The organism is Luteimonas terrae (assembly GCF_031457535.1).
Lineage (GTDB): Bacteria > Pseudomonadota > Gammaproteobacteria > Xanthomonadales > Xanthomonadaceae > Luteimonas > Luteimonas terrae_A.
Window position 1 is genome coordinate 184,970 of record NZ_JAVDWO010000006.1, and the last position, 24,357, is coordinate 209,326.

A 24,357-nucleotide genomic window follows, 5' to 3' on the forward strand; every position below is an offset into this window, starting at 1 on the left:
ACGCCGCCGATCCGCGCGGGCCTCGCGTCACGCATCGAACTGCTCGGCTAGCATGTCCGCATGTGCCTGATCGCCATCGCATGGAAGACCCGTCCCGACCTGCCGCTCGCATTGATCGCCAATCGCGACGAATTCCACGCGCGGCCGAGCGCCCCTGCTGCATTCGATCCGCAGCATGCCGACGTCTACGGCGGCCGCGACCTCGTACAGGGCGGCAGCTGGTTGCTGGCCTCGTCGCGACGCCGTCTGGCGGCCGTCACCAACGTTCGCGCAGGCGCTGCGCCGGAAACGACTGCATTGTCGCGGGGTTGGCTGGTGCGCGATTTCGTGCGCGGGAATGCATCAGCGGCCACCTTCGCCCACCGCCTGTCGGAGATAGCGCAGGACTACGGCCGCTTCAATCTGCTGGTGTGGGATGGCGATGCGCTGTGGTTCGCCAGCAACCATCCGCGCTTCGATGCCGCGCCGGTTGCGCCGGGTCTGCATGCGATGTCGAACGGCGCCTTCGACGCGCCATGGCCAAAGAGCACTGCGGCGACGCTGACGCTGGCGGACTGGCTGGACACGACTGCGCCCAGTACATCGCTTGCGTCGATCGACGCTGTAGCGCTGGAGCCATTGTTCGCCGGGCTACGTGACACGCGAACCGCGCCGGATACTGCCTTGCCCGATACGGGCGTCGGGCTCGCGCTGGAGCGGCGGCTGTCCCCCGCATTCATCGAAGATCCCCGGTATGGGACGCGGTGCAGCAGTGTCGTGCTGGTGGATCAGGACGGCGTGTTCCTCAGCGAGCGGCGCTTCGATGCTGCGGGTGAGGCAATCGATACCTCGCACCAGCGGTTGAAGACGCGAACACCGTAAAGCCCGACCTCCTGGCGCAAGTTCTCGATCGCACCAACTCCGGCGGTACGTGTGCCTCCAAGGCGCAACGCCCCGCGTGTGGGCGCGGGGCTGCCAATGCGCGCAGATCACGTGCCATCGAGCATGCCGATGACGTCGGCGACCTCAGTTCGACGTCGCCTCGCACCGCACCGGCGCATCGTTCTCCAGCGCCTGCTCCCAGCCATTGGGACTGCGCGTGGCGACGGTATTGTTGATGCAGCTTTCGCTCTCGCCCGCCTGGCGGGCGGTCATTGGACCCGACAGTCGACGCCCGGCATCGCTGGCAGGTGATGCGGTCGCCGATGGCGCGGCCGCGCTGTCGGGCTCGGCAAGCATGGCCGCATCTGGATTCGGTGGCGCGACGACAGGCGCAGGTGGCGCGACCTGTTCCGGCACCACAGGCGCGGGTTCGACCGGCGCGGCCATCTCGACGGGCGCTGTGTTCACCGACGCCGCCACCTGCTCTTCAATCGCAGGCGGCACGTCGTCGAAGCGGTCCCGCAACATGCCGCCGATGGCATCGGCAACCAGGTTGCCGACCATCACCGCGAGCGCGATCGGCAGAAAGAAGGCCCAGGGGGATACGGCTTCACGGTCGTAGCGCATGGTTGGCTCCAGAAACCTCGGGGACACACCCGGCATGTCGGCAGACCGGATAGGCGAAGCACGAGTCTGCCGGATTTCCGCGACCAGCCGCGTTTTCCCTAGGGGAGCGCCAATGGGGCTGGACCCGCGCTTTCCGGTCTTGCCGCCACGCTGGGCACACCGCGCCGGACCGCTATCGAGCCGTCAACATCATCGCACGCCCGCCGACATGATCAAGGACGCGGCCACGGCCACCAGCCGCGACCGGTCAGTGCATAGCGATCCGCCGCGCGCTCGAACCGGTTACGCACGCTCACGCCACCGAACAGCAGATACAGCGGCAGGAACAACGGTCCGAGCACCATGTACTGGTAGACGTGTGCGCGCTCGTGGTCGGCGAGCCAGATCGGCGCATCTTCGCACCACGCAGCGCGATGCGCGTAGGTCGTGCAGCGCACGTCGAGTGAATCGCCGGTGTGCAGGATCACGTTGCCGAAGGTGATCGCCCCGCCCGGCCCCCAGGGCCAGCAGTCGAACACCAGGGCGAGATCGGCACGTCGCCAGCGGCAGTGGGCGCCAAACGGCAGGCCCGCCAAGCCGCCGACGAGTCCGATCAACGTATTGGGCAGCGTCCACACCGCGCCGAGCACCAGCGCTGCGCCGCGGAGCGCCGGGCGCATGCTCAGCCCTCGCCTTCCGGCATCAGCATCCATAGCAGCAGATAGACGAGGAGTCCGGGAAACGCGGCCGACACCACCGAAACGATCACGAACAACGCGCGCACCACGGTCGGATTCCAGTCGAAGCGCCGGGCAATGCCGCCGGCGACGCCCGCGAGCACACGATCCTCCCGCGTACGGCTCAAGGTGGGCGACGACATCAGCGCCTGCGCCTGAGGTGTGGGCGCGTCATGCGCGCTGCGCCAGCCAGTCGTGGATCGCCGACGGCACCTGGGTCTGCGCGCGTCCCGACACATAGATGCCGATGTGCCCGCCGCGGAACGACAGTTCCGAATAGTCCTGCGTGCCGACGAGCCCGCGCAGTGCGCGCGACGCGTCCGGCGGCACCAGATGATCCTGCTCGGCGAAGATGTTGAGTACCGGCATCTCGACCAGCCCCAGATGCACTTCGCGCTCGCCGATGACGATGCCGCCGTTGACGAAGCCGTTCCCCTGGTAGAACTGCTTGATGTACTGGCGGAAGGTTTCGCCGGCCTGGTCGGGCGAATCGAAGATCCACTTTTCCATGCGCAGAAAATCTTCCAGCGCCGGCGCGTCGTCGAGGATGTCGACCACGCCCACGTACTTCTGCACCAGCAGGCGCCATGGCTTCAGCGTCAGGTAGCAGGCATTCATCATGTCGGCCGGCACGTTGCCGAGCGTGTCGACGAACAGGTCGACATCGAGATCGCGCGTCCAGTGCGCGAGCATGTTGTCGCCCGTGTGGAAATCCACAGGCGTGACCATCGTGATCAGATTGCGCACGCGCTCGGGATGCAGCGCGGCGTAGCTCAGTGCGAACGTGCCGCCCTGGCAGATGCCGAGCAGATTGATTGAATCGAGCCCCGAGCTGCGACGCAGATGATCCACCGCGCCGCCGAGGAACCGTTCGATGTAGTCCTCGAGCATCAGGAAGCGGTCGGAGCGGTCTGGATATCCCCAGTCAAGGATGTAGACATCCTCGCCGCGCTCCAGCAGACCCTTCACGATCGAACGGTTGTGCTGCAGGTCGATCATGTACGGCCGGTTGACGAGCGCATAGGCGATCAACAACGGCACGCGCGCGGTCGGCGCCTTTTCACCAATGAAGCGGTATAGCACGACCTTGCCGTCGCGCCAGACCTCCTGCTTCGTGGTCGCGCCGTAATCGAAATCACCCACTTCGCGCAGCGTACGCAGGCTGGCGCCGAGCTTCTGCTGGACGCGCGCGGCCTCGTCTGCGAGGCGGTCGGGCGTGATGTGCAGTGGTCCGGCCATGATCAACGCTTCCCTTTACGCGGCGTCCCGCGCTTGCCCTGCAGCGGCTCGGGCGCCAGCGGAATCGGCGAGATGAAACCGAGGTTGGGCAGACTGCCGACGCGGGTCGGTGTCCGCGCGGCCTTGCGCGACGCGCGGGCGGGCGCAGCCGCGGCGCTTTTATTGCGACGCGCAGCGCGTGTGCCGCGCGAAACCGCCTTTGTGGCAGCAGCTGGACTGCGACGACGGGATGCAGGACGCGGCGTCGCTGCGGTATCGGACTTCGCAACCGCTGTCTTCGCCGGCGCCTTTTTCGCTGCCGCTTTCTTCGCCGCAGCCGTTTTCCGAGAAGGCTTGCTCGCGACCGATTGCCTGCGCACGGCTTTGTCGGTCGCGGCGGTCCTCGACGCTGTCGTGCGCGCTGCCGTCTTCTTCGCCGGGGCGTTCCTGGCAGGTGTCTTCTTTGCCGCCGCTTTCTTCGCGGGCGCCTTCTTCTTCGCAGAAGCGGTCGGCGCAGCACGCGTCACGGCCGCGGTTGCTCCGCTGGAGGCGGCCTCCGGCGTCACGACGCGGGTCGGGCCGGCGGGACGCCGCGGCGGTGCATCCGACGTGGTCACTGCCTGCACACCTGCACCGTCCACCACATCGAGACGGTCACGCAGACGGCGCAGTGCGCGCTCGAGATCGGCAATCTTGCGATGCGCGCCATCGAGTTCGGTGCGGGTGGGCAGATCCAGCACGCGGCAGGCCTGCTCGACCTCGCGCTGCACGGCCTGACGCAGACGCATCTGGCCGCCGACCATGTCGGCATAGGCCTTGCGGAACGCAGGTGACAGCGCGACCTCGGCATAGGCCTCCTCGGCCGCATCGATCCACAGATCGAACAGCGCGCGCGCGGTCTCGATCGGTGTGGCCGGATCGCGCGCAGCGAGTTTGCGCTCGAAGATGCCGAACGCGGCCGTAGAGGCCTGCATCAGCAGCGTCTGGTAGTCCTGCTGGCTGCGCTGGTACTCGGCGAACGCACGGCCGAGGTGCTGCCAGCGCTCCTGGTGTTCGCGCGTCAGGCCGAAGGTCGGCAGCGCGAACGCATCGCGCCCACCGTTGCCCATCGCCTGGCTTGCACCCGCCGCGTCGAGCCAGGACTTGAGCCGCTGCAGCCACGTCTCCCAGCCTTCGATGCCCGGCCCCTGCAGGCCGCCGAACATCTTGCCGACGGGATTGCCGCCCATCGCCTCGCGCCATGCTGCGCTGATCGCTTCGGGCGAAGCCTCGCGCCCGACGAATCCAGCCGCGACGCGCTGCATCTGCTCGAGCCAGGGCCCGGCCATCGACTGGAACTGCCGGAGTGCATCGGTGCCGGCATCAGGGGCCTGCGCGCCCTTGAACCATTGCGAGGGGTCACCCCAAGGCGCAGCGCCCGCGCTCGAAGGCGCGGCGCCCATCGGATTCCACTCGTTGCCCGGCATCGTGCGCTGCAAGGCATCGCGCCAGGTGTCCCAGTAACGGCGCGCAAGGCGCTCCAGATCCGCGGCCTGCGCGTCTGGTCCCTGTCCCATGTTGAACATCGTCGACTCCTGCGAACCGCATTCGATCATAACAACGCCTTGCGACGCCGGCTGTTTCAGAACTTCGGAATGCGCAGGGTCTTGCTGACCATCATCGCGCCGGACGCGGCGAACACCAGCACCAGCGGATGCAGCAGCCACGGACCAAGGCGGATCTCGCCCAGCCACAGCGCATCGCCGATCCGGCCCTGCCAGGCGGCAACTGCGAGCAGGATCACCAGCAGCAGACTCGACGGAATCGGCGTGCCCTCGAAGAACTTCACCTTGTCGCTGCCCTGCGAGAGGGTCTCGGCGGTCACGTTGTAGCGCGCCAGGCGACTGACGCCGCAGCAGACGAAACCGGCGAGCACCAGCACGTCCCAGCCGCCCTGCATACCGCAGGCGTAGGCCAGCGCGGCCGGTGCGACGCCGAACGAGATCACGTCGGCCAAGGAGTCGAGTTCCCGGCCCAGGGTGGAAGCGACCTTGCGCCAGCGCGCGACACGGCCGTCTAGCGCATCGAACACGAACGCCAACGGAATCAGCGCCATGCCGACCAGCAGATCGCGCGCGCTTCCATCCTGCAGATAGCGCATCGCCGCGAACACCGCAGCTGTGCCGCAGAACGCATTGCCCAGCGTGAACCAGTCGGCCAGCTGGAAGTCGCGGAGCATCGAGAAGTGGCGGGGTCGGGACATCGGAACTCCGAGGGCAATGGCGTGTGGCGATGGTGCCGGTTCGACGCCCGTGGTTGCGTGACGTTGACAAGAAGATATCAATTCGATATCAAATATCTAACCACTCCGAGGATACCGCGATGCACGAGAACCCGATCCGCTCCCTGCCCGGCATTCCGGTGCTGCTGGCCCAGCTGCTCCTGCTCGCCGCCTGCGCGGTGGTACTGGTGGGCAGCGGCGGGGGTCCGCTGGCGATCTTCGCCATCCTCGCGGCGCTCGCCACCGCGTTCACGTTGATCGGCCATTACATGGTCGAACCCAACCAGGCGGCGGTACTGAGCCTGTTCGGCAAGTATGTCGGCACCGTCAAGGACGCCGGGCTGCGCTGGAACAATCCCTTCCTGACCAAGAAGAAAGTGTCTTTGCGCGTGCGCAACTTCGAGAGCGGCCGGCTCAAGGTCAACGAACTCGAAGGCAGCCCGATCGAGATCGCCGCAGTCATCGTCTGGCGCGTCGTCGATTCCGCCGAAGCGGTGTTCAACGTCGACGACTACGAAAGCTTCGTGCACATCCAGTCCGAGGCGGCGTTGCGTGCCATGGCGACCACCTACCCCTACGACCAGCACGAAGACGACCAGATCTCGCTGCGCAGCCACCCCACCGAGATCTCCGATCGCCTGAAGGAACATCTGGACGAGCGGCTGACCGCGGCCGGTGTCGATGTGCTCGACGCGCGGATCAGCCATCTCGCCTATGCACCGGAAATCGCCCACGCGATGCTGCAGCGGCAACAGGCGAACGCGGTCATCGCCGCGCGCACGCGCATCGTGGCCGGCGCGGTCGGCATGGTCGAGATGGCGCTGGCGGAACTGGACAAGAGCGGCGTGGTCACGCTGGACGAGGAGCGCAAGGCGGCGATGGTCAGCAATCTGCTGGTCGTACTGTGCAGCGATCGCGGCACCCAGCCGATCGTCAATACCGGCTCGCTGTACTGATGGCCGCACATCACATTGCGGCGCTGGTGTTCGCATTGATGGCGGTCCCGGCTTTCGTCTCGGCACGGTGGCTGGCGCAGGGTCGCCTGCCGCTGTCGAGCGGCAGCGGCGGCATGACCGTGCGCGACAAGGCGGTGCTCGACGACAAGCTCGCGCGGCTGCTGCGGATGATCGGCCTGGCGATGCTGGCCACCGCACTCGGCCTCGCGTTGTGGGGCGACCAGGAACGCCGCGTGCTGGCGCTGATCGGGGTGATGTTCGTCGCGGTCAACGGCCTTGCCGCCGTCTGCATCTTCACTGTCGCCAGCGCAAAGCGGCGCGCTCGCGGAGGCGGCAGGTGAGCGAGAAGAAGGCCTATCCGCTGCGCATCAATGCCGAGATCCTCGCGGCGGTGCAGCGCTGGGCCGACGACGACCTGCGCAGTGCGAACGCGCAGATCGAATACCTGCTGCGCGATGCACTGCGGCGCGCAGGCCGCATCCCCACCGCGACCGGCGGTGGACCTTCCAAGGAGACAGACCATGAGTGAGCGCTGGCAGTACAAGGTGCACGAGATCAAGCCCGGATTTCTGGGTGCCATCAAGGCACCGCAGATCGAGGAGAGCCTGCAGACCCTGGGCCTGCAGGGCTGGGAACTGGTGAACGTGGTGCATCTGAGCGCGATGGTGCCCACGCTGCTGTTCCTGAAGCGCCGCGCATGAGCGGTGCCATGCGCCTGCCGCGTCCGCGCCAGGACCTGCGCATCGCGGTCCTGCTCGCGGCGGCGGCCGCCGTCGCAACACTCGCGGTCATTCCGTATCTGCTGCAGATCGACTCCGGCCGCATGACGGGCGGCGGCGCGATCGCCCTGCCCGCGCTGGTCGCGATCCAGGCAATGTCGATGTTCATTCTCTGTGCGCTGCTGGCCTGGGCCGGGCTGCGCATGGGCCATCGCGTCGGACTCGGCGCACCGCTGCTCCAGTATTGGGTCAGCCGGCATGGAGACACACACATCCGTGATCGCAAACCCTGGCAGGCGATCGGACTCGGCATCGCCGCCGCACTCGCGATCCTTGCGCTGTCGCGGGCGCTCGATCCACTGCTGCTGCCGGCGACGGATGTCGAGATGACAGATATCGCGGGTGCGCGCAGTGCGCTGTACGGCCTGATGGCCTCGTTCTACGGCGGCCTCGTCGAGGAACTGCAGTTGCGCCTGTTCCTGATGACGCTGATCGCGTGGGTCGCGACCTGGCTGCTGCACCGGCGCGCCGGCTTCGATGGCGCCCTGTCGCCGCGCGTGGCATGGGCGGCGATCCTGATCGCCGCACTGCTGTTCGGGCTGGGCCATCTGCAGACGGCGTCGATGGTCTGGGGCCTGGAGGCCGGCGTCGTCGTGCGCACGCTGCTGCTCAACGGCATCGGCGGCGCCGTGTTCGGCTGGCTGTACTGGAAACGCGGTTTCGAGATGGCCGTGTTGTCCCATTTCGCAGCCGATCTCGTGCTGCACGCACTCGTGCCACTGCTGCTACCGCAAGGGGTGCTTTAGCAGGGCACGCTTCAAGCAGGCCCCATTCTGGATGCTGGAAGCAGGCACCCGATCATGCGTATCCGCCCCCTGCTGCTCGCCGCCCTGCTCTGCGCCAGCACGGGCAGCGCGATTGCCCAGACCGCGACCACCGACGCCGAAGCCACCCCCCACCGCATGCTCGACCAGCTGGACGCCGGCGATTACGCCGCGGTCACGGCGACGTTCTACCCGCAGATGACCGCCGCACTCAGCGCCGACGCCCTGCGACAGGTGCAGACGCAGATCGAAGCCGCCGGCCCGGTCACGTCACGCGACGCGCCACGGGGCACACAGCTACAGGGCATGACGGTCGTGGTCACGCGCGTCCATCGCGCGCAGGCGAGTCTGATGCGACCGTCGCGCTCGACGCCGAAGGTCGCGTGGCCGGCCTGCACTTCGCGCCGGTCGCCGCGACACCCTGACGGCAGGTACCGGCGCCGCTAAGCTGCATGGCATGCACGCCAAGCCGTCGTCCCGCTTCCTGTTCAACACGCCCGACATCGAACTCTGGCCCGCGGCGCTGTTGCGTGCGCGCAGCAACCGCGATGCACGCGTGCTGTCGCGCGCGACACAGGTGCTGCGACGCAAATGCGATGGCGCGTATCTCGCCGCGGTCCTGCCGGACGGGGTCATCGGCCTGATGCCTCGCTGGCAGCGGGAGGCCGGCATCGATGGCGCGCTGGATCTGCTCGACGCCGGCGCGGTGTACGCATCTGGGGCGGCCGCACCGGATCTGCCGTTGTCACAGGTCGAAGCCCGGCTCGAGACCCTCGGTCTCGACGCCGACGACTACGCCGGGCGCACTGGCCTCGGTCTGGTCGCCGAACCGGCATGGCTGGCGTTTGCCGGCTTCGACCGCTATCGCCGGCCGTTGTGGTTGGAGACTGGGACCGCCCGCGCCTGGCAGGGGCTGCGTGCGGCAGCTGCGCGCGACGACGTCGCACTCGACGCGGTGTCAGGCTATCGCAGCCACGATTACCAACTGGGCATCTTCGATCGCAAACGCGCGCGGGGCCTGTCGCTCGACGCGATCCTCGCGGTCAATGCCGCGCCCGGTTACAGCGAACATCACTCCGGCTGCGCGTTGGATATCAGCGCGCCGGGCGAGCCGCCCGCTGAAGACACCTTCGAGAAGACCGCGGCATTCGAGTGGCTCACGCGCCACGCCGCCGATCACGGCTTCACGATGAGTTACCCGCGCGACAATCCGCACGGCATCGTCTACGAACCTTGGCACTGGCGTTACCGGGCCGCCGTCGACTGACTCAGCCTTGCGCTGAGCGATCAGCGCCGCACTGCGGCCACAGCCTGCAACAGCCAGCCCAGCATCGTCAGCATGCCGCCCCACGGGGCGAAGAACGAGGGTCCGCCGAACAGATGGCGCGACACCAGTGCGCCAGCGAACAGCAGCGTGCCGATCAGCAATGCGACCAGCGAGGCCAGTTCGAGCGTGCCGCGCACGGCGCGACCCAACACCACCAGCACGATGCCATGGCCGAACGCGAACACCGCCGCGGTCTGCAGTGCCGCGCGCGCATCGCCGTCGACGGCGTGCGATGCGTAGGCCGACAGGCCCACCGACAAGCCGGCCAGCAGTGCGCCGACAGCAACCAGCGCGCCGACATTCCGTGAACCACGCGGGGACCCGACTCGCATTGCCATCTCCATTCATTGCAGCCAGCGCTGCGGCGGACCGCAATGCCATGAAACCACGGCTCTGAAACGACACACGCCGCATCCCGGAGGATGCGGCGTGTGCGTTGTTCAAGCGGCGCGGTGGACTGCGCTTACTCGGCCGGTGCAGCCTCGGGCGCTTCGGCAGCCTCAGCCGGAGCCGGGGCTTCTGCCGGGACCGGCGGCGCGGCCGGCGCCGCGGCGGCAGGCGCCGCATTGGGGTCACGCAGCGTCCAGAACACCTCGAACTCGCCGTTCTCGGTGAACGCGGTATCGATGCCGTTGAGATAGTTCTCGTACGGACGATCGGTCACTTCGTAACCCTGCGTCAGGGCCCAGGCACGCACCGCATTGCGGACGTTGTCCAGCTCGGCCATGAAGCCCTTGTAGTTCGCCTTGGCGACGCGGGCGCGCGGCAGGAACACCGCCTTGACCGGGCCCAGCAGTTCCAGGCCGGTGAGCTCGACGGCATCGGTGGTCGATGCGGCGACCGGCGGCGCGGCAGCAGTCTCGTCACCCTCGCCTTCGGCAGCAGCCGCCGGTGCGGCAGGCACGGCCGGACCGGTGCCCCGCTTGCGGACCGGCATGCCGATATCGAAGGTATAGGTCTCACGACCCAGCTCGGTGGTGATGATGCGCAGCGGACCGGCGGCCTCAAGATTGTTGGCGGCCATGGTGCGGTTGATCCACTCCACGTTGGCCTTCATCGAATCCTGGATGACCTGGTTGTTGCGCTCGACGGCACCTGCGGCGACGACCAGCAGGTTCTCGGCCGGGCGGTCGGCAGCGGTCAGGTTGGCCAGCGTGCTGCCTTCGGCGCGGTAGTCGACGTTGGGCACGGCGGCCAGCATGTTGGTCAGGCGACCCAGGCCCAGCTTGATGCCGTCACCGACGTTGCGGCTGACGTACAGACCAGCAAAGCGACCCAGCAGATCCCAGCCGTAATCGACGCTGTAGGTCTGCGTGATCTCGATGTTTCGGTTGTTGCGACCGGTCGGCTTCAACGTGAAGGTGGTCGTCTTGTTGTTGCCGCGCGTCGGGTTCTCGACCGCGTAGACCACGCGGGTACCCGGCTCGGATTCGGTGATCTCCCAGCTGCCGTCGCCGACACGCTTGAGGGTGGAGCTGTAATCGATGCGGGCACCGACACCAGCCTCTGGACCGGAGACCTTGAGTTCGGCGTTCGGGTCGTAGGCGGTGACCGGCGACCAGTCCTTGAAGCGGAGCACGCTGTTGAGCGTGTCGAACACGATCGTCTGGCGGCGGTTGGTTTCCGCTGATTCGGTCAAGGTGCGGCTGGAGGGAAGCAGTACGGCCACCACGAGAAACAGCACGGCGACGATGACGCAGGAAATCAGCAGTTCGAGCAGACGGGTCATTCAGAGTTCTCCAGGACCAAATCCGGCCTGAGGCGGCACAGACCGGCAATCGTACCAAGTTGCGTGTTACCGAGCGAGTCTATTCAAGCATCGATGCGAGGGCCTGCCCGGTGTACCGGATGCGCGCCCGCGAATGCCCCGTCGCGCCAGGGTCGGCACATTCAGCAAGTCGGTGTCGGCATCCGGTGAAGCATCCATGACGTAGGCGTGGCAGCAGACTCTGCCTGGCCCGCAGCTGGAGACCGTCTGCCAATCCGCACGCCTTTCGCGTGGCGGGCGGAGTTGCGCTCAGAACAGCTGTAGTTCGAAGACCTTGAGCACGGCGCGGATGCGGTCGCGCACGCCAAGCTTGGACAGGGTGAGAAACGTCTGCTCGCGAACCGCACGTTCGCAGGCGTTTCGAACGCCCGCTGCGTTGCAGCGGGCCGGCCATCCTGCCGTCAGACCAGTTGCAATTCGAAGGCCTTAAGTACGGCACGGGTGCGGTCACGTACGCCGAGCTTGGACAGGATGTTCGACACGTGGTTCTTGATCGTGCCTTCAGCCACGCCCAGCGAATTGGCAATTTCCTTGTTCGAAAAGCCGCCCGCCATCAGCCGAAGGATTTCGGTTTCGCGATCGGTCAGCGGGTCCGGCTTGTCAAGACTGACAAACTCGTTGCGCATCTGCTCCAGGCCAGTCAGCAGACGCTGGGTCACGGCCGGCTGCACCAGCGAGCCACCGCCGGCGACGGTGCGGATGGCGCCGACCAGCTGGTCGAGCGACACGTCCTTGAGCAGATACCCCTTGGCGCCAGCCTTGAGGCCCGCCAGCACCAACTGGTCGTCGTCGAAGGTGGTCAGGATGATCGTCGGCGGCAACGTGCCTGCGCGCGACAGCGCCTGGATCGCCTCCAGCCCCGACATCGCCGGCATGCGCATGTCCATCAGCACGACGTCGGGCTTGACCTGCGGAATCGTCTCGACCGCCTGCTTGCCGTCGGAGGCCTCGGCGATCACCTCGATCCCGCCATCGAGCGCGAGCAGCGAACGGATGCCCTGGCGGACCAGGGTCTGGTCGTCGACCAGACAGACTCGAATCATGGTGTGTCCCCTCGATGCGGATTCATGCCGGCGCCTGCGCCCTGCCCCGCCGCGCAGCATCGCGCAGCCCGGTCGCATCCGCCAGCGGCAGTTCCAGCTTCAGCACGAAGCCCCGCTCGGGGGCGGTTTCCACCTGCAGGGTGCCGCCATAGGCTGCGAGGCGCTCGCGCATGCCGGTCAGCCCATTGCCGATGCGCGCCGCCTCGGCGCCGCGTCCATCGTCGCGTGCGTCGACGCGGATCGTGTCCCGGTCCTGGCTGTAGCGCAGGCGCAGCAGGCTGGCGCCGGAATGGCGCACGGCATTGGTGATGATTTCCTGCGTGCAACGCAGCAGCACGTGGGCGCGCTCGGGATCGTCGACGACGAACTGCACCGGCAACTGCATGTCCACCTGCAGACTGGGTACATGCTCGGCCAGCGGCAGTAGGGTCGCGCGCATGTCGATCGCATCATCGTCGCGCAGCTGGCTCACCGCCTCGCGTACATCGCTGAGCAGCAACTTGGCCAGCGTCTGCGCCTGCCCCACGTGTTCCTGTGCCTGGCCGCTGGCGAGATGGCTGGCGATCTCCAGATTGAGGCTCAGCGCGGTGAGGTGATGGCCGAGCAGGTCATGCAGTTCGCGCGAGATGCGGGTGCGCTCGTTGACACGCACGCTTTCGGCCAGCAGCGCGCGGGTGGCGCGCAGTTCGGCGTTGAGCCTGCGCTGTTCTTCGCGCGCCTGCGCCTGCTGGTGCGCGACGAAGCCGGTAACGAAGGCGAAGCCAGTGAAACCGACGTACAGCGCCGCCTGCAGCGCCGCTTCAACCCAGGTGAAGTCCCAGCCGCGTACATAGACCGGCACGATCACGAACTCGCAGGCCACCAGCAGCGCCACCCCCACCCACAGCGGCAGCAGCCACGGCAATACGCAGGCCACCACCATCAACAGGATGCTGCCGAGGCCACTCTGGCTGTAATAACTGATGCCGATCGCGCTGCCTGCCAGCAGCACCACCAACAGGTGATCGAATGCGCCGATACGGCGCTCGCCGAGCCCGCGGGTCAGCCAGGCATAGCTAAGTCCAAAGACAGCCCAGGCGATCCACGCCAGCCCCATGCGCGCGCCGCCGGCCAATTGCTCGACCTGCGCCAGCGACAGCATCAACAGCGGCAGGCCGATCACCGCCCAGGTGAATAGACCGGCGACGCGCAGCAGACGGTTGTGGTTCAGATCACGGAGCATGCCGGCATGTTAGGCGCATGTCCGCGCTTGCGGACGGGCCTGAAGTCATGCCGCCAGCATCGCGCCCGGTCGCCCGATGGTCCCCGGCATGCAATAATCCGGCCCTGTGCGACGCGCAGCGGCAGGAGCGCCGCACCCGGTCGTCTCGCGCGTCCATCGGTAGTCTCTGGAGTCTGGAATGTCGATCGTCGTCCGCGACGTGCATGCGCACGAGCTGGATTCCATCCTCGAACTCAACAACGCCGCCGGTCCCTCGATCCTGCCGCTGGATGCGGCCCGCCTCCGCCGCCTGCATGACACCGCGGAATACTTCCGGGTCGCCGAGCGCGATTCGGCGATGGTCGGATTCCTGATCGGCTTCGGTGCCGGCAGCGGTCATGACAGCAGCAACTACAGCTGGTTCGAGTCGCACTATTCCGATTTCTTCTATATCGACCGCGTCGTGGTCGCCAGCCGTCGTCGTGGCGGCGGTGTGGGCCGTGCGTTCTACGCCGACGTGCAGAGTTACGCCGAGGTCCGCCATCCGTTGCTGGCCTGCGAGGTGTTCCTCGAGCACGACAACGATCCGGTGCGCCTGTTCCATGGCAGCTTCGGCTTTCGCGAGGTCGGTCAGCATGTGATGCCCGGCAGCGGCATCCGTGCCTCGATGTTGGTCAAGGACATGTGCAGCTATGCATGGGTCCGCGAGACCTATGGCGGCACGCTGCCTGATGAACCCTGGCTGGGCCGCCCCCGCGTGCCTGTCCGCACCACCGAGGAGACGAAAGCCTGATGGCGTCCCGCCCTGCCCCCGCCACCGATTTCGAACCGGCCGGCGAACTGAAGATCGGCCAGGTGGGCATCGCCAACCTGCGCGTGCGCACCCTCGATGTCACCCGCCTGGCCGAGGAAATGCGCAGCCGTGTCACGCGCGCGCCCAAGCTCTTCGACCGCGCCGCTGTGATCCTTGATTTCGGCGGGCTGGCCGAACTGCCCGACAAGACCACGGCGCAGGCCCTGATCGACGCGCTACGCGACGCCGGCGCGCTGCCGGTGGCGCTGGCCTGGGGCAGCCCGGCCAATGCCTCGCTCGCCGAGGCGCTGGACCTGCCGGTGCTGTCGAAGTTCCGCGCCCAGTACGAAAACGCCGACGCGGTGACTGCGCCCGCACCGCCGCGTGCGGCGGCCGTGCCGGAGCCGGCCGCAGCGCCGCCGGCCGCAAAGGCGGCACCTGCCGCCGCAGTCGCGGAACCGGGTCTGGTGCAGGCGTCAGCGGTGCGCTCGGGACAACAGCTGTATGCCCAGAACCGCGACCTCACCGTGCTGTCCTCGGTCGGTGCCGGCGCCGAGGTCATCGCTGACGGTTCCATCCATATTTACGGTCCGCTGCGCGGCCGTGCACTGGCAGGCGCACAGGGCAGTCCGACTGCGCGTATCTTCTGCCGCAGTTTCCACGCCGAACTGGTCGCAGTAGCGGGCCATTACAAAGTGCTGGACGATATCCCCCGCGAACTCCATGGCAAGGCCGTCCAGGTCTGGCTGGAGCATGACGAATTGAAGATCGCCGCACTCGAGTGACGGCGACATACCAGGAGATGTGTTTTGGCTGAAATCATCGTAGTCACCTCGGGCAAGGGCGGCGTCGGCAAGACCACCAGCAGCGCGAGCATCGCCATCGGCCTCGCCCGTCAGGGCAAGCGCACGGCGGTCGTGGACTTCGACGTGGGCCTGCGCAACCTCGACCTGATCATGGGCTGCGAGCGCCGCGTGGTGTACGACCTGGTCAACGTGGTGCAGGGCGAAGCCTCGCTCAAGCAGGCGCTGATCAAGGACAAGCGGTTCGACAATCTCTACGTGCTGGCCGCGTCGCAGACCCGCGACAAGGACGCGCTGACCACCGAAGGCGTGGAGCGCGTGCTCAAGGAACTCGCCGATGACGGCTTCGAGTACATCGTCTGTGACTCGCCCGCGGGCATCGAGAAGGGCGCGTTCCTGGCGATGTATTTCGCCGACCGCGCCGTCGTGGTCGTCAACCCGGAAGTCTCGTCGGTGCGCGACTCCGACCGCGTCATCGGCCTGCTGCAGTCCAAGACCCGCCGCGCCGAGAACGGCGAGCGTGTGCAGGAACACCTGCTGCTCACCCGCTACAGCCCGGCGCGCGTGGAGACCGGCGAAATGCTGTCGATCACCGACGTGGAGGAAGTGCTGGGCCTGAAGACGATCGGCGTGATTCCCGAATCCGGCGATGTGCTCAATGCGTCCAACAAGGGCGAGCCGGTGATCCTGTCGGCCGAGTCGAACGCAGGCCAGGCCTACGACGACGCGGTTGCACGCCTGCTGGGCCAGGAGCGCCCGATGCGCTTCACCACCACCGACAAGAAGGGCTTCTTCAGCAAGCTGTTCGGAGGCTGATCATGGGTATGTTCGATTTCCTCAAGCCGAAGAAGAACACTGCCTCGATCGCGAAGGACCGATTGCGCATCATCGTGGCGCAGGAACGGAACAATCGCGGCGCTCCCGACTACCTGCCGCTGCTGCAGCGCGAGCTGCTCGAAGTGATCCGCAAGTACGTCAGCATCGACGTCGACGCCGTCAAGGTGGATCTGGTCAAGGACGGCGACCACGACGTGCTGGACATCTCGGTCGCCCTGCCCGAAGAGCGTCAAGCCACCGCCTGAGCAGCTCCGGTGGATACGCAACGCACGATCGACGCGCCGGACACGGTCGGACCTGTGCTGTGTCTGGCCGACATCGGCTTCGACGCGCCGGCCGCCCTGCTCGCCGCTTACGGACTGACCCTGCATCGCGTGCCCGACGGCGCGCCGATTCCGGGCAGTTACTGGGGCGCACCGGAGGCCGGCATCATCGGCGTCGACGTGCATGCGCGTGGCGACACGCCGGTGCATTCGCTGCTGCACGAGGCCGGTCATCTGATCGTGCTGCCGCCCGAGTGTCGCGCCGCGGTGCATACCGACGCGACCGATTCGGTCGAGGAAGAAGACGCGACCTGCTATCTGCAGATCGTGCTCGCCGACGCGCTGCCGGGTGTCGGCCGTGATCGCCTGATGGCGGACATGGACACCTGGGGCTACACCTTCCGCCTCGGCTCGACGCGTGCGTGGTTCGAGCAGGACGCGGAAGATGCGCGCGCGTGGCTGCTCGCGCGGGATCTGCTGCCCTTGTAGGCGTGGCGCATGGCCGCGACGGGACACTTCCGGTGACGCCCCTCGCGCCCAGGACCGCTCTTGCATGCACTTTCCTGCGTTCGATTCACTTGCGAGCATCCAGCCACCGCACTAGCCTCCCGGTTCCCATGCTGACCGGAAGCTGTCCGTGAAGAAGTCCCACACCACCCTGCTCGCCCTTGCCGTGGCCGCGAGCCTGACGCTCGCCGGCTGCAACCGTTCCGAATCGCCCGATACCTCTGCGTCGGCAGGCGGCACTGCTGCGCCGGCAGGCGAGACCGCCGACCAGTTCATCGCCCGCGTCAACGAGGAAGTCAGGACGCTGATGCCGGAGCTGACCGCCTCGCAGTGGCTGTCGGCGACCTACATCAACGACGACAGCCAGTTGCTGGCCGCGAAGTACAACGAGCGCTACCTCGCCCAGCTCAACAGCTGGATCGAGCAGGCCCGGAAGTTCGAAGGCCAGCAGATGTCGCCCGAGACCGCGCGCGCGATCAACCTGCTCAAGCTCGGCGCGTCGATGCCGCCGCCGCGCAATCCCGAACACCTCGCCGAACTGACGACGCTCGCCTCGAAGATGGAGGGCACCTACGGCAAGGGCGCGTACTGCACCGGCGAAGGCGAGGCGCGCCAGTGCCGTCAGCTCGGCCAGCTCGAAGATGTGCTGCGCAGCAGCCGCGACTACGACGCACAGCTCGACGCCTGGCAGGGCTGGCACACCATCGCCCAGCCGATGCGCGGCGACTACACGCGCTTCGTTGAACTGGTCAACGAAGGCGCGCGGGATCTCGGTTTTGCCGACGCCGGCGAAGCCTGGCGCTCGGGCTACGACATGCCGCCGGCCGAACTCGCCGCCGAGACCGATCGATTGTGGAACCAGGTCAAGCCGCTGTACGAGCAGCTGCACTGCTACACGCGCACGCGCCTGGAAGCGCGTTATCCCGGACGCGGCACCGTCGACGGCGGCCTGCTGCCGGCGCATCTGATGGGCAACATGTGGCAGCAGGACTGGGGCAACCTCTGGGACGTGCTGCAGCCCTATCCCAACGCGGGTGATCTCGACATCACCGGCGCGCTGGAGAAGAACTACCAGGCACAACTCAACGAGCGGATGGTCAAGGAGAACGCACTGATCGATTCCGATCGCCGCGCCGACATCGCGCACGCAGCCCAGATCGACAACGCCAAGCGCATGAACGAGCGCGCGCAGGATTTCTACACATCGCTCGGCATGCCCGCGCTGCCCGCGAGCTTCTGGACCAACACCCAGTTCGTGAAGCCGCGCGACCGCGACGTGGTCTGCCACGCCAGCGCCTGGGATATGGGGATCCAGATCGACGGCCAGCCGGACGTGCGCGCCAAGATGTGCACCAAGCCGAACGAGGAAGACTTCACGACGATCTACCACGAGCTGGGCCACGTCTATTACTACCTCGCCTACAACGGCCGGCCGCCGCTGTTCCAGTCGGGCGCGCACGACGGCTTCCACGAGGCGATCGGCGACACCATCGTGCTGTCGATGACGCCGCAGTACCTGCAGTCGATCGGCCTGGTCGGCGAGCAGCAGCAGACCCAGGAATCGCTGGTCAACTCGCAGATGCGCATGGCGCTGGCGAAGGTGTCGTTCCTGCCGTTCGGCCTGATGATCGACCGCTGGCGCTGGGGCGTGTTCGACGGCTCGATCACGCCGGAGACCTACAACAGCGCGTGGTGGTCGCTCAAGGCGCAGTATCAGGGCGTCGCCCCGGCGACCGCGCGCGGCGAAGAGTTCTTCGACGCCGGTGCCAAGTACCACGTGCCGGGCAATACGCCGTACACGCGTTACTTCCTGTCGCACGTGCTGCAGTTCCAGTTCTACAAGGCGCTGTGCGATGCGTCCGGCCACACCGGCCCGTTGAACGAGTGCAGCTTCTACGGCAACAAGGCGGCCGGTGAGAAGTTCTGGGCAATGCTCGAGAAGGGCAACAGCCAGCCGTGGCAGCAGACGCTGAAGGAATTGACCGGCGGCGAACAGATGGACGCCGCGCCAGTGCTCGAATACTTCGCCCCTCTGCAGACCTGGCTCACCCAGCAGAACGAAGGCAAGACCTGCGGCTGGACCGCGCCGGCCACCGCGCAGTCGCCGGCCTCTGCTCCTGCCGCGCAGCCGGCGACGGAGACGCCCGCGCAGGGCTGATCCAGCGCACACATGGAGCAGGAGGGGCCGGCTTTGCCGGCCCTTCTTTTCTGTCGTCTTTGACGCTTGCGAGTAGAGCCCCTACTCCGGAAACACATCGGCGTATCTGCAGCCGCCGCTTTCACCTCGGCCAAGGCTCCTGCCCTGACTCGGGCGCACCCACTTTGTGTCCGACCCGGCAAAGCATCACGGGCGCTTCCCCACTCACGCAGCGTGCCGCGCAAGCCGACCGACTCGCCCATGGCGCGCTGGGCGCGGCCACTGCCCGCCAGTTCGCTTTCCTGATCTGTTGAATTAGGTTTTCTGCGATGAGCGGCGCTTTCGCATTCGCGCGCAGATCAAAATGGATTCCGGCTTTCGCCGGAATGACGGACTCAAAGACGGCACTGACCGCCGCTGAGCGCGCCGAAACGCTTTCTGTCCGAAGAAGCGGAACACGCAGAACACTCGCGCGGGGCTTCAGCCGGGTGCTGCGGAGAGCGGGCCAGGGGTGGCCTGCGGCGGCGAGTCAGCCAAGAGTGAGCGCGACCGCATGCGCAGCGCCGGCGCGCAGTCGTTGCGGACGCATGGCGCGCTGCGCCGGGCCGGAGGAGCGCCGCGTCGTGGCACGTGCTGACCGAGCCGAATAACAATTCCCGGCTGGAGTTCCGCTGTTTCCGAAGCCAAGAAGCTTCATCGACAAGGTCAGACGCTTGTCTCTCACATCTGGTCTGTCGGCTCCATCGAAGCCGCGTTCTTCGGACACGCGGGCACACGCGGGCTACGGGCGAGCTCCCATCGCCAGAACATCCAGCCGACCAGCATGAACGCTGCCGATGTCACCGCGAGCAGCAGCGGCTGATGGCTGACCAGCGGCGACAGCAGTCCGGCGACTGCGGCATTGAGCACCAGACCGGTGAACGCCTGCAGCGACGAGGCCGACCCACGCTGACGCGGATACATGTCGAGGATGGCGAGCGTGAGAATCGGAAACGTCAGCGCGATGCCGAAGGAATTGAGTATCGCCGGCATCACCGCCCATGGAATCGCGGGCTGGTCGACGAGCAGGTTGTAGGCGAGGTTCAAGGCCATGGCGACGCCGCTGCAGGCGAAGCCGATATTCGCCAGCCGCGTGCCGGTGATGCGCCCCGCCGCGCGCCCGGACACCCAGGAGCCGAGCATCATGCCGCTGATCATCGGCACGAAGAACCAGCCGAACTGGCGCTCGTTGAGCCCGAGCACATCGACGACGAAGACCGGCGTCGAGGCGATGTACAGAAACAGCGCCGAGAAATTGAACGCACCCGCGGCGGCAATGCGCTGGAAGCGGCTGTTGACGACGATGGCCACGTAATCGCGCAGCAGCCGGCGCGGTGCCAGCGAGATCCGGTGTTCACGTGGATGCGTCTCCGGCAGCCACAGCCAGGTGACCACCAGCAACATCAGCGAGAACGCGACCAGGAACCAGAAGATCAGCGGCCACCGCCCCCAGCCCAGCAGCCAGCCGCCGATGATCGGCGCGATGGCGGGCGCGATGCTGAAGATCATCATAACCTGGCTCATCAACCGCTGCGCATCGTCGCCCTGCAGCACATCGCGGATCACCGCGCGGCCGACGATCAGGCCCACGCCTGCCGACAAGCCCTGCAGTGCGCGGAACGCGAGCAGCGTGGTCAGATCGGTCGACAGCGCACAGCCCACCGACGCCAGCACGAAGACCGCCAGGCCGCCGAGGATCACCGCGCGACGACCGATCGCATCCGACAGCGGCCCGTGCACGATGCTCATCAACGCGTAGGCGATCAGATACACCGCGATGGTCTGCTGCATTGAGGCCGGGTCGGCATCCAGATCGCCGCGCATCGCCGGGAACGCCGGGAAGATGGTGTCGATCGAGAACGGGCCGAACATCGCCAAGCCTGCCAGCAACAGGGCCAGCGTCCGGATCGACGGCATGCGCGGCTGCCTCATGCGCGCACCCGCCGGGCCCGCGCGACACAGCACAAAGCAGTCGTTTCAGAGGGCGCCGCACTGAGCGCAGCGGCGGAACAACATGGGTCGGACATCAGGGGCACCAGCAGAGATCCGCATTCACGGACCGGGCGCGGCGCAGACGCCGCGAGAAGCGCGACATCATAGGCCGGCCGACGCGCACGCCCCGGCAACGGCGCGTTCCGTCCGGGCGCCACGGCACGCGCGGGCGCGCGGAGTGGCCGGTATACTGCGCCCCGTATGCAGTGGGAGAAGCGGGCGCTCGTTGTGAGCGTCCCTGCCGTAGGCGCAACCGCCCGGAATCGCTCAGGCCCAGTACCGCTGCAGCGGCAACACTCTGGAGAGACCGGAGGCCCGTGAAGGGCGCACCCGGCGCCGAAGGGGCACGAAGCGCGCTGCTTCCAAACTCTCAGGCAAAAGGACAGAGGGGCACGCGGAAGACCGGCGGTCTTCGGCCATCGTCGTCCAGAGCGGATCGACGTGGGCATGCGCCGGCATTCCTTGAGCCCCGCCCTTTTTTCGGATGCCCGCCATGACCGCTTCGACCCTGCGCGACCTCGAACACCATTCGGCCTTCGTCGAGCGCCACATCGGCCCGAACGATGCCGAGATCGCCCACATGCTCGGCGTGGTCGGCCACGACTCGCTCGATGCAATGACCGACGCGATCGTGCCGGGCAAGATCGCCTCGCGCAGCCCGCTGGCATTGCCCGACGCGATGACCGAAGTCGAGGCGCTGGCGAAGATCCGCGGCGTGGCGAAGCAGAACACGGTGCTGCGCAGCGTGATCGGCCAGGGCTATTACGGCACCCACACGCCGAACGTCATCCTGCGCAACATCCTCGAGAACCCCGCCTGGTACACGGCGTACACGCCCTACCAGGCGGAAATCTCACAGGGCCGCATGGAAGCGCTGATCAACTTCCAGACCATGGTCACCGACCTGACCGGCATGGACATCGCCAATGCCTCGCTGCTCGACGAGGCGACCGCCGCCGCCGAAGCGATGACGCTGGCGAAGCGTTCGGCGAAGTCGAAGTCCAACGTGTTCTTCGTCGCCGACGACGTGCATCCGCAGACGCTCGACGTGCTGCGCACGCGCGCCGACGGCCTCGGCATCGAACTGCTGATCGGCCCAGCGGACGACGCCAAAGACGCCGACACCTACGGCGTGTTGCTGCAGTACCCGAACACCTTCGGCCGCATCGAGGATCACTCGGCGGTCGCCGACGCAGTGCACGCGCGCGGTGGCGTCGTCGCGGTCGCGACCGACCTGCTTGCGCTGACCCTGATCCAAGCCCCGGGCCGCTGGGGCGCCGACATCGTCGTGGGCAACTCGCAGCGCTTCGGCGTGCCGTTCGGCTTCGGCGGCCCGCACGCCGGCTTCATGGCCTGCCGCGATGCCTACAAGCGCTCGATGCCGGGCCGCCTGATCGGCGTGTCGGTCGACGCGGCCGGCAACCAGGCCTATCGCCTGACGCTGCAGACGCGCGAGCAGCACATCCGCCGCGAGAAGGCGACGTCGAACATCTGCACCGCACAGGTGCTGCTGGCGGTGATGGCGTCGATGTACGCCGTCTACCACGGCCCAGATGGCCTGACCCGCATCGCCCGCCGCACGCACCGCTTCGCGTCGATCCTCGCCGCCGCGCTCGGCAAGGCCGGCGTCACGGTCGGCGATGCGTTCTTCGACACGCTGCACGTGACTGGCGTCGACGCCGATGCACTGCACGCCAAGGCGCGCGATGCCGGCTTCAACCTGCGCGCGATCGACGGCGCGTCGGTCGGCATCAGCCTCGACGAGACCACGACGCGCGATGAAGTGGTCGCCCTGGCGAAGCTGTTCGACGCGGACGCCGACATCGAAGCACTCGACGCTGCGACCGCCGATGCGCTGCCGACGGCGCTCGCGCGCGACACAAAATTCATGACCCATCCGGTGTTCAACACCCACCACAGCGAACACGAACTGCTGCGCTATATGCGCACCCTGGCTGATCGCGACCTGGCGATGGACCGCACGATGATCCCGCTGGGCTCGTGCACGATGAAGCTCAACGCGACCGCCGAGATGATTCCGGTCACGTGGCCCGAGTTCGCCAACATTCATCCGCTGGCGCCGGCCGACCAGACCTCGGGCTACACCGAGCTGATCGACGGCCTGGAAGCGATGCTGGTCGAGATCACCGGCTACGATGCGGTGAGCTTCCAGCCCAACTCCGGCGCGCAGGGCGAGTTCGCCGGCCTGCTCGCGATCCGCGCCTACCAGCAGGCGCAGGGCCAGGGCCATCGCGACATCTGCCTGATTCCCGAATCCGCGCATGGCACCAATCCCGCATCCGCGCAGATGGTCGGCATGACCGTGGTCGTGACCCGCTGCGACAAGGACGGCAACGTCGACATCGACGACATCCGCGCCAAGGCCGAGAAATACTCCGATCGCCTGGCCGCGCTGATGATCACCTACCCGTCCACGCACGGCGTGTTCGAGGAGGACGTGGTCGCGATCTGCGACATCGTCCACCAGCACGGCGGCCAGGTGTACACCGACGGCGCCAACATGAACGCCCTCGTCGGCGTGGCCAAGCCGGGCAAGTGGGGCTCCGACGTCAGTCATCTGAACCTGCACAAGACCTTCTGCATTCCACACGGCGGCGGCGGCCCGGGCGTCGGCCCATGCGCGGTCAAGTCGCACCTGGCGCCCTACCTGCCGCGCGCGCTCGGCGGCGACGGCGCGGTCGGCATGGTGTCGGCGGCGACCTTCGGCTCGGCCTCGATCCTGCCGATCAGCTGGATGTACATCGCGATGATGGGCGCCGACGGCCTGCGCCGCGCCACCCAGGTCGCGCTGCTCAACGCCAACTACGTGGCCAAGCGCCTGGCGCCGCACTACCCGACGCTCTACACCGGCCGCAACGATCTCGTCGCGCACGAGTGCATCCTCGACCTGCGCCCGATCAAGGACGCGACCGGCATCAGCGCCGAGGACGTGGCCAAGCGTCTGATCGACTTCGGCTTCCATGCGCCGACGCTGAGCTTCCCGGTCAGCGGCACGCTGATGGTCGAACCGACCGAAAGCGAGTCGCTGCACGAACTCGATCGTTTCATCGACGCGATGATCCAGATCCGTGACGAGATCCGCGCGATCGAGGACGGCCGCCTGGACGCTGCGGACAATCCGCTCAAGCACGCGCCGCACACGGCGATGCAGGTCACCGCCAGCGAGTGGACCCACGCCTACCCGCGCGAACTGGCCGCATTCCCGCTCGCGACGCTGCGCCACACCAAGTACTGGCCGCCGGTCGCGCGTGTCGACAACGTGCACGGCGACAAGAACGTGTTCTGCAGCTGCATCCCGATCGGCTCGGCCGAGGACGAGCCCGAGGCCTTCAGCGAGCCGGACGTCGTCTGAATTTTGACGTCGGGACCGGCGCGCGGCCGGGACATCCGCTGACTGCGTCACAAACTGACCCGGCCTTATGGCCGGGTCTTGTGTTTGCGGCGT

At 67.1% G+C, this 24,357-nt stretch carries 25 protein-coding genes, 1 pseudogene and 1 riboswitch; of the genes and pseudogenes, 15 read left to right on the forward strand and 11 right to left on the reverse strand.

What is annotated here, in order from left to right; genetic code table 11:
- The first annotated feature begins 60 nt into the window (after positions 1-60).
- Complete coding sequence (locus J2W68_RS08970) at positions 61-861, forward strand: NRDE family protein (protein ID WP_310234789.1); 801 nt, start codon at positions 61-63, stop codon at positions 859-861.
- 144 nt (positions 862-1,005) lie between these two features.
- Here J2W68_RS08970 and J2W68_RS08975 read toward each other — a convergent pair whose 3' ends face one another.
- From J2W68_RS08975 to J2W68_RS09000, 6 genes are all read right to left on the reverse strand, one after another.
- Entirely contained in the window at positions 1,006-1,488 is a 483-nt protein-coding gene (locus J2W68_RS08975; protein WP_310234791.1) for a hypothetical protein, read from the reverse strand.
- A 212-nt stretch (positions 1,489-1,700) separates the two neighbouring features.
- Positions 1,701-2,147, reverse strand: a complete 447-nt coding sequence (locus J2W68_RS08980; RefSeq protein WP_310234793.1) for a hypothetical protein — start codon at positions 2,145-2,147, stop codon at positions 1,701-1,703.
- A gap of 2 nt (positions 2,148-2,149) precedes the next feature.
- The gene (locus J2W68_RS08985; RefSeq protein ID WP_310234795.1) at positions 2,150-2,347 is read right to left on the reverse strand and encodes a PspC domain-containing protein; all 198 of its coding nucleotides are present in this window, start codon (positions 2,345-2,347) and stop codon (positions 2,150-2,152) included.
- Positions 2,348-2,375: 28 nt separating this feature from the next.
- A complete protein-coding gene (gene phaC / locus J2W68_RS08990) occupies positions 2,376-3,443 on the reverse strand; it encodes a class III poly(R)-hydroxyalkanoic acid synthase subunit PhaC (protein ID WP_310234797.1) in 1,068 nt (355 codons plus the stop codon).
- 2 nt (positions 3,444-3,445) lie between these two features.
- Positions 3,446-4,987: a class III poly(R)-hydroxyalkanoic acid synthase subunit PhaE gene (gene phaE / locus J2W68_RS08995; protein WP_310234800.1), complete on the reverse strand. Its 1,542-nt coding sequence runs from the start codon at positions 4,985-4,987 to the stop codon at positions 3,446-3,448.
- A 56-nt stretch (positions 4,988-5,043) separates the two neighbouring features.
- Positions 5,044-5,664: a CDP-alcohol phosphatidyltransferase family protein gene (locus tag J2W68_RS09000; RefSeq protein ID WP_310152881.1), complete on the reverse strand. Its 621-nt coding sequence runs from the start codon at positions 5,662-5,664 to the stop codon at positions 5,044-5,046.
- A 119-nt stretch (positions 5,665-5,783) separates the two neighbouring features.
- Here J2W68_RS09000 and J2W68_RS09005 point away from each other — a divergent pair, with 119 nt between their 5' ends.
- Genes J2W68_RS09005 through J2W68_RS09035 form a run of 7 tightly spaced genes read left to right on the forward strand, consistent with a single transcriptional unit; the run spans position 5,784 to position 9,448 of the window.
- Positions 5,784-6,638 (forward strand): SPFH domain-containing protein, encoded by an 855-nt coding sequence (locus tag J2W68_RS09005; protein ID WP_310152878.1) that lies wholly within the window; start codon positions 5,784-5,786, stop codon positions 6,636-6,638.
- Complete coding sequence (locus J2W68_RS09010; protein WP_310234802.1) at positions 6,638-6,979, forward strand: hypothetical protein; 342 nt, start codon at positions 6,638-6,640, stop codon at positions 6,977-6,979. Before J2W68_RS09005 ends, J2W68_RS09010 begins: the two co-directional genes overlap by 1 nt.
- Positions 6,976-7,167: an Arc family DNA binding domain-containing protein gene (locus J2W68_RS09015; protein ID WP_310152873.1), complete on the forward strand. Its 192-nt coding sequence runs from the start codon at positions 6,976-6,978 to the stop codon at positions 7,165-7,167. Before J2W68_RS09010 ends, J2W68_RS09015 begins: the two co-directional genes overlap by 4 nt.
- A complete protein-coding gene (locus tag J2W68_RS09020) occupies positions 7,160-7,339 on the forward strand; it encodes a DUF4177 domain-containing protein (RefSeq protein ID WP_310152870.1) in 180 nt (59 codons plus the stop codon). The genes J2W68_RS09015 and J2W68_RS09020 overlap by 8 nt, the downstream gene beginning before the upstream one ends.
- On the forward strand, positions 7,336-8,163 hold the full coding sequence (locus J2W68_RS09025) for a CPBP family glutamic-type intramembrane protease (RefSeq protein WP_310234803.1): 828 nt from the start codon (positions 7,336-7,338) through the stop codon (positions 8,161-8,163). The genes J2W68_RS09020 and J2W68_RS09025 overlap by 4 nt, the downstream gene beginning before the upstream one ends.
- Positions 8,164-8,217: 54 nt before the next feature.
- Positions 8,218-8,628, forward strand: a complete 411-nt coding sequence (locus J2W68_RS09030; protein WP_310234805.1) for a hypothetical protein — start codon at positions 8,218-8,220, stop codon at positions 8,626-8,628.
- 10 nt (positions 8,629-8,638) lie between these two features.
- The gene (locus J2W68_RS09035) at positions 8,639-9,448 is read left to right on the forward strand and encodes a M15 family metallopeptidase (protein WP_310234807.1); all 810 of its coding nucleotides are present in this window, start codon (positions 8,639-8,641) and stop codon (positions 9,446-9,448) included.
- 20 nt (positions 9,449-9,468) lie between these two features.
- Here J2W68_RS09035 and J2W68_RS09040 read toward each other — a convergent pair whose 3' ends face one another.
- The 4 genes and pseudogenes from J2W68_RS09040 to J2W68_RS09055 form a co-directional block, all read right to left on the reverse strand.
- Positions 9,469-9,840 carry a DUF423 domain-containing protein gene (locus tag J2W68_RS09040; RefSeq protein ID WP_310234810.1) on the reverse strand — a complete coding sequence of 124 codons (372 nt, stop codon included), beginning with the start codon at positions 9,838-9,840 and terminating at the stop codon, positions 9,469-9,471.
- Positions 9,841-10,082: 242 nt separating this feature from the next.
- Positions 10,083-11,237, reverse strand: a pseudogene (locus J2W68_RS09045) (SRPBCC family protein); the annotation flags it as partial.
- Positions 11,238-11,677: 440 nt separating this feature from the next.
- Entirely contained in the window at positions 11,678-12,319 is a 642-nt protein-coding gene (locus J2W68_RS09050) for a response regulator transcription factor (RefSeq protein WP_310234812.1), read from the reverse strand.
- 22 nt (positions 12,320-12,341) lie between these two features.
- Entirely contained in the window at positions 12,342-13,541 is a 1,200-nt protein-coding gene (locus tag J2W68_RS09055; protein WP_310234814.1) for a sensor histidine kinase, read from the reverse strand.
- Between the two features lie 178 nt (positions 13,542-13,719).
- On the opposite strand from J2W68_RS09055, the gene J2W68_RS09060 reads away from it, so the two are divergent.
- The 6 genes from J2W68_RS09060 (at position 13,720) to J2W68_RS09085 (ending at position 18,881) form a co-directional block, all read left to right on the forward strand.
- Positions 13,720-14,313, forward strand: coding sequence for a GNAT family N-acetyltransferase (locus tag J2W68_RS09060; RefSeq protein ID WP_310234816.1), 594 nt, complete (start codon positions 13,720-13,722; stop codon positions 14,311-14,313).
- Positions 14,313-15,098 (forward strand): septum site-determining protein MinC, encoded by a 786-nt coding sequence (gene minC, locus J2W68_RS09065; protein WP_310234820.1) that lies wholly within the window; start codon positions 14,313-14,315, stop codon positions 15,096-15,098. Before J2W68_RS09060 ends, minC begins: the two co-directional genes overlap by 1 nt.
- A 24-nt stretch (positions 15,099-15,122) precedes the next feature.
- Positions 15,123-15,932, forward strand: coding sequence for a septum site-determining protein MinD (gene minD / locus J2W68_RS09070; protein WP_232137697.1), 810 nt, complete (start codon positions 15,123-15,125; stop codon positions 15,930-15,932).
- A 2-nt stretch (positions 15,933-15,934) separates the two neighbouring features.
- Positions 15,935-16,198 (forward strand): cell division topological specificity factor MinE, encoded by a 264-nt coding sequence (gene minE, locus J2W68_RS09075; RefSeq protein WP_310234822.1) that lies wholly within the window; start codon positions 15,935-15,937, stop codon positions 16,196-16,198.
- Positions 16,199-16,225: 27 nt separating this feature from the next.
- Complete coding sequence (locus J2W68_RS09080) at positions 16,226-16,705, forward strand: hypothetical protein (RefSeq protein ID WP_310234976.1); 480 nt, start codon at positions 16,226-16,228, stop codon at positions 16,703-16,705.
- Positions 16,706-16,853: 148 nt separating this feature from the next.
- Positions 16,854-18,881, forward strand: coding sequence for a M2 family metallopeptidase (locus J2W68_RS09085; RefSeq protein ID WP_310234825.1), 2,028 nt, complete (start codon positions 16,854-16,856; stop codon positions 18,879-18,881).
- 699 nt (positions 18,882-19,580) lie between these two features.
- Here J2W68_RS09085 and J2W68_RS09090 read toward each other — a convergent pair.
- Complete coding sequence (locus J2W68_RS09090) at positions 19,581-20,816, reverse strand: multidrug effflux MFS transporter (protein WP_310234827.1); 1,236 nt, start codon at positions 20,814-20,816, stop codon at positions 19,581-19,583.
- 363 nt (positions 20,817-21,179) lie between these two features.
- A riboswitch (glycine riboswitch) is annotated at positions 21,180-21,287 on the forward strand.
- An 88-nt stretch (positions 21,288-21,375) separates the two neighbouring features.
- Here J2W68_RS09090 and gcvP point away from each other — a divergent pair.
- Positions 21,376-24,264, forward strand: coding sequence for an aminomethyl-transferring glycine dehydrogenase (gcvP, locus tag J2W68_RS09095; protein ID WP_430539697.1), 2,889 nt, complete (start codon positions 21,376-21,378; stop codon positions 24,262-24,264).
- Positions 24,265-24,357 lie beyond the last annotated feature (93 nt).

Excerpts from the sequence above, each read along its gene's own strand:
- phaC (WP_310234797.1), bottom strand. The coding sequence starts at position 3,443 with ATGGCCGGACCACTGCACATCACGCCCGACCGCCTCGCAGACGAGGCC.
- J2W68_RS08980 (WP_310234793.1), bottom strand. The coding sequence starts at position 2,147 with ATGCGCCCGGCGCTCCGCGGCGCAGCGCTGGTGCTCGGCGCGGTGTGG.
- J2W68_RS09090 (WP_310234827.1), bottom strand. The coding sequence starts at position 20,816 with ATGCCGTCGATCCGGACGCTGGCCCTGTTGCTGGCAGGCTTGGCGATG.
- minC (WP_310234820.1), top strand. The coding sequence starts at position 14,313 with ATGGCGTCCCGCCCTGCCCCCGCCACCGATTTCGAACCGGCCGGCGAA.
- J2W68_RS08970 (WP_310234789.1), top strand. The coding sequence starts at position 61 with ATGTGCCTGATCGCCATCGCATGGAAGACCCGTCCCGACCTGCCGCTC.
- J2W68_RS09005 (WP_310152878.1), top strand. The coding sequence starts at position 5,784 with ATGCACGAGAACCCGATCCGCTCCCTGCCCGGCATTCCGGTGCTGCTG.
- J2W68_RS09060 (WP_310234816.1), top strand. The coding sequence starts at position 13,720 with ATGTCGATCGTCGTCCGCGACGTGCATGCGCACGAGCTGGATTCCATC.
- J2W68_RS08985 (WP_310234795.1), bottom strand. The coding sequence starts at position 2,347 with ATGTCGTCGCCCACCTTGAGCCGTACGCGGGAGGATCGTGTGCTCGCG.
- J2W68_RS09025 (WP_310234803.1), top strand. The coding sequence starts at position 7,336 with ATGAGCGGTGCCATGCGCCTGCCGCGTCCGCGCCAGGACCTGCGCATC.
- J2W68_RS09010 (WP_310234802.1), top strand. The coding sequence starts at position 6,638 with ATGGCCGCACATCACATTGCGGCGCTGGTGTTCGCATTGATGGCGGTC.
- J2W68_RS09000 (WP_310152881.1), bottom strand. The coding sequence starts at position 5,664 with ATGTCCCGACCCCGCCACTTCTCGATGCTCCGCGACTTCCAGCTGGCC.
- J2W68_RS09030 (WP_310234805.1), top strand. The coding sequence starts at position 8,218 with ATGCGTATCCGCCCCCTGCTGCTCGCCGCCCTGCTCTGCGCCAGCACG.
- J2W68_RS09020 (WP_310152870.1), top strand. The coding sequence starts at position 7,160 with ATGAGTGAGCGCTGGCAGTACAAGGTGCACGAGATCAAGCCCGGATTT.
- J2W68_RS08975 (WP_310234791.1), bottom strand. The coding sequence starts at position 1,488 with ATGCGCTACGACCGTGAAGCCGTATCCCCCTGGGCCTTCTTTCTGCCG.
- J2W68_RS09050 (WP_310234812.1), bottom strand. The coding sequence starts at position 12,319 with ATGATTCGAGTCTGTCTGGTCGACGACCAGACCCTGGTCCGCCAGGGC.
- phaE (WP_310234800.1), bottom strand. The coding sequence starts at position 4,987 with ATGTTCAACATGGGACAGGGACCAGACGCGCAGGCCGCGGATCTGGAG.
- J2W68_RS09040 (WP_310234810.1), bottom strand. The coding sequence starts at position 9,840 with ATGCGAGTCGGGTCCCCGCGTGGTTCACGGAATGTCGGCGCGCTGGTT.
- gcvP (WP_430539697.1), top strand. The coding sequence starts at position 21,376 with ATGCCCGCCATGACCGCTTCGACCCTGCGCGACCTCGAACACCATTCG.
- J2W68_RS09055 (WP_310234814.1), bottom strand. The coding sequence starts at position 13,541 with ATGCTCCGTGATCTGAACCACAACCGTCTGCTGCGCGTCGCCGGTCTA.
- J2W68_RS09035 (WP_310234807.1), top strand. The coding sequence starts at position 8,639 with ATGCACGCCAAGCCGTCGTCCCGCTTCCTGTTCAACACGCCCGACATC.
- minE (WP_310234822.1), top strand. The coding sequence starts at position 15,935 with ATGGGTATGTTCGATTTCCTCAAGCCGAAGAAGAACACTGCCTCGATC.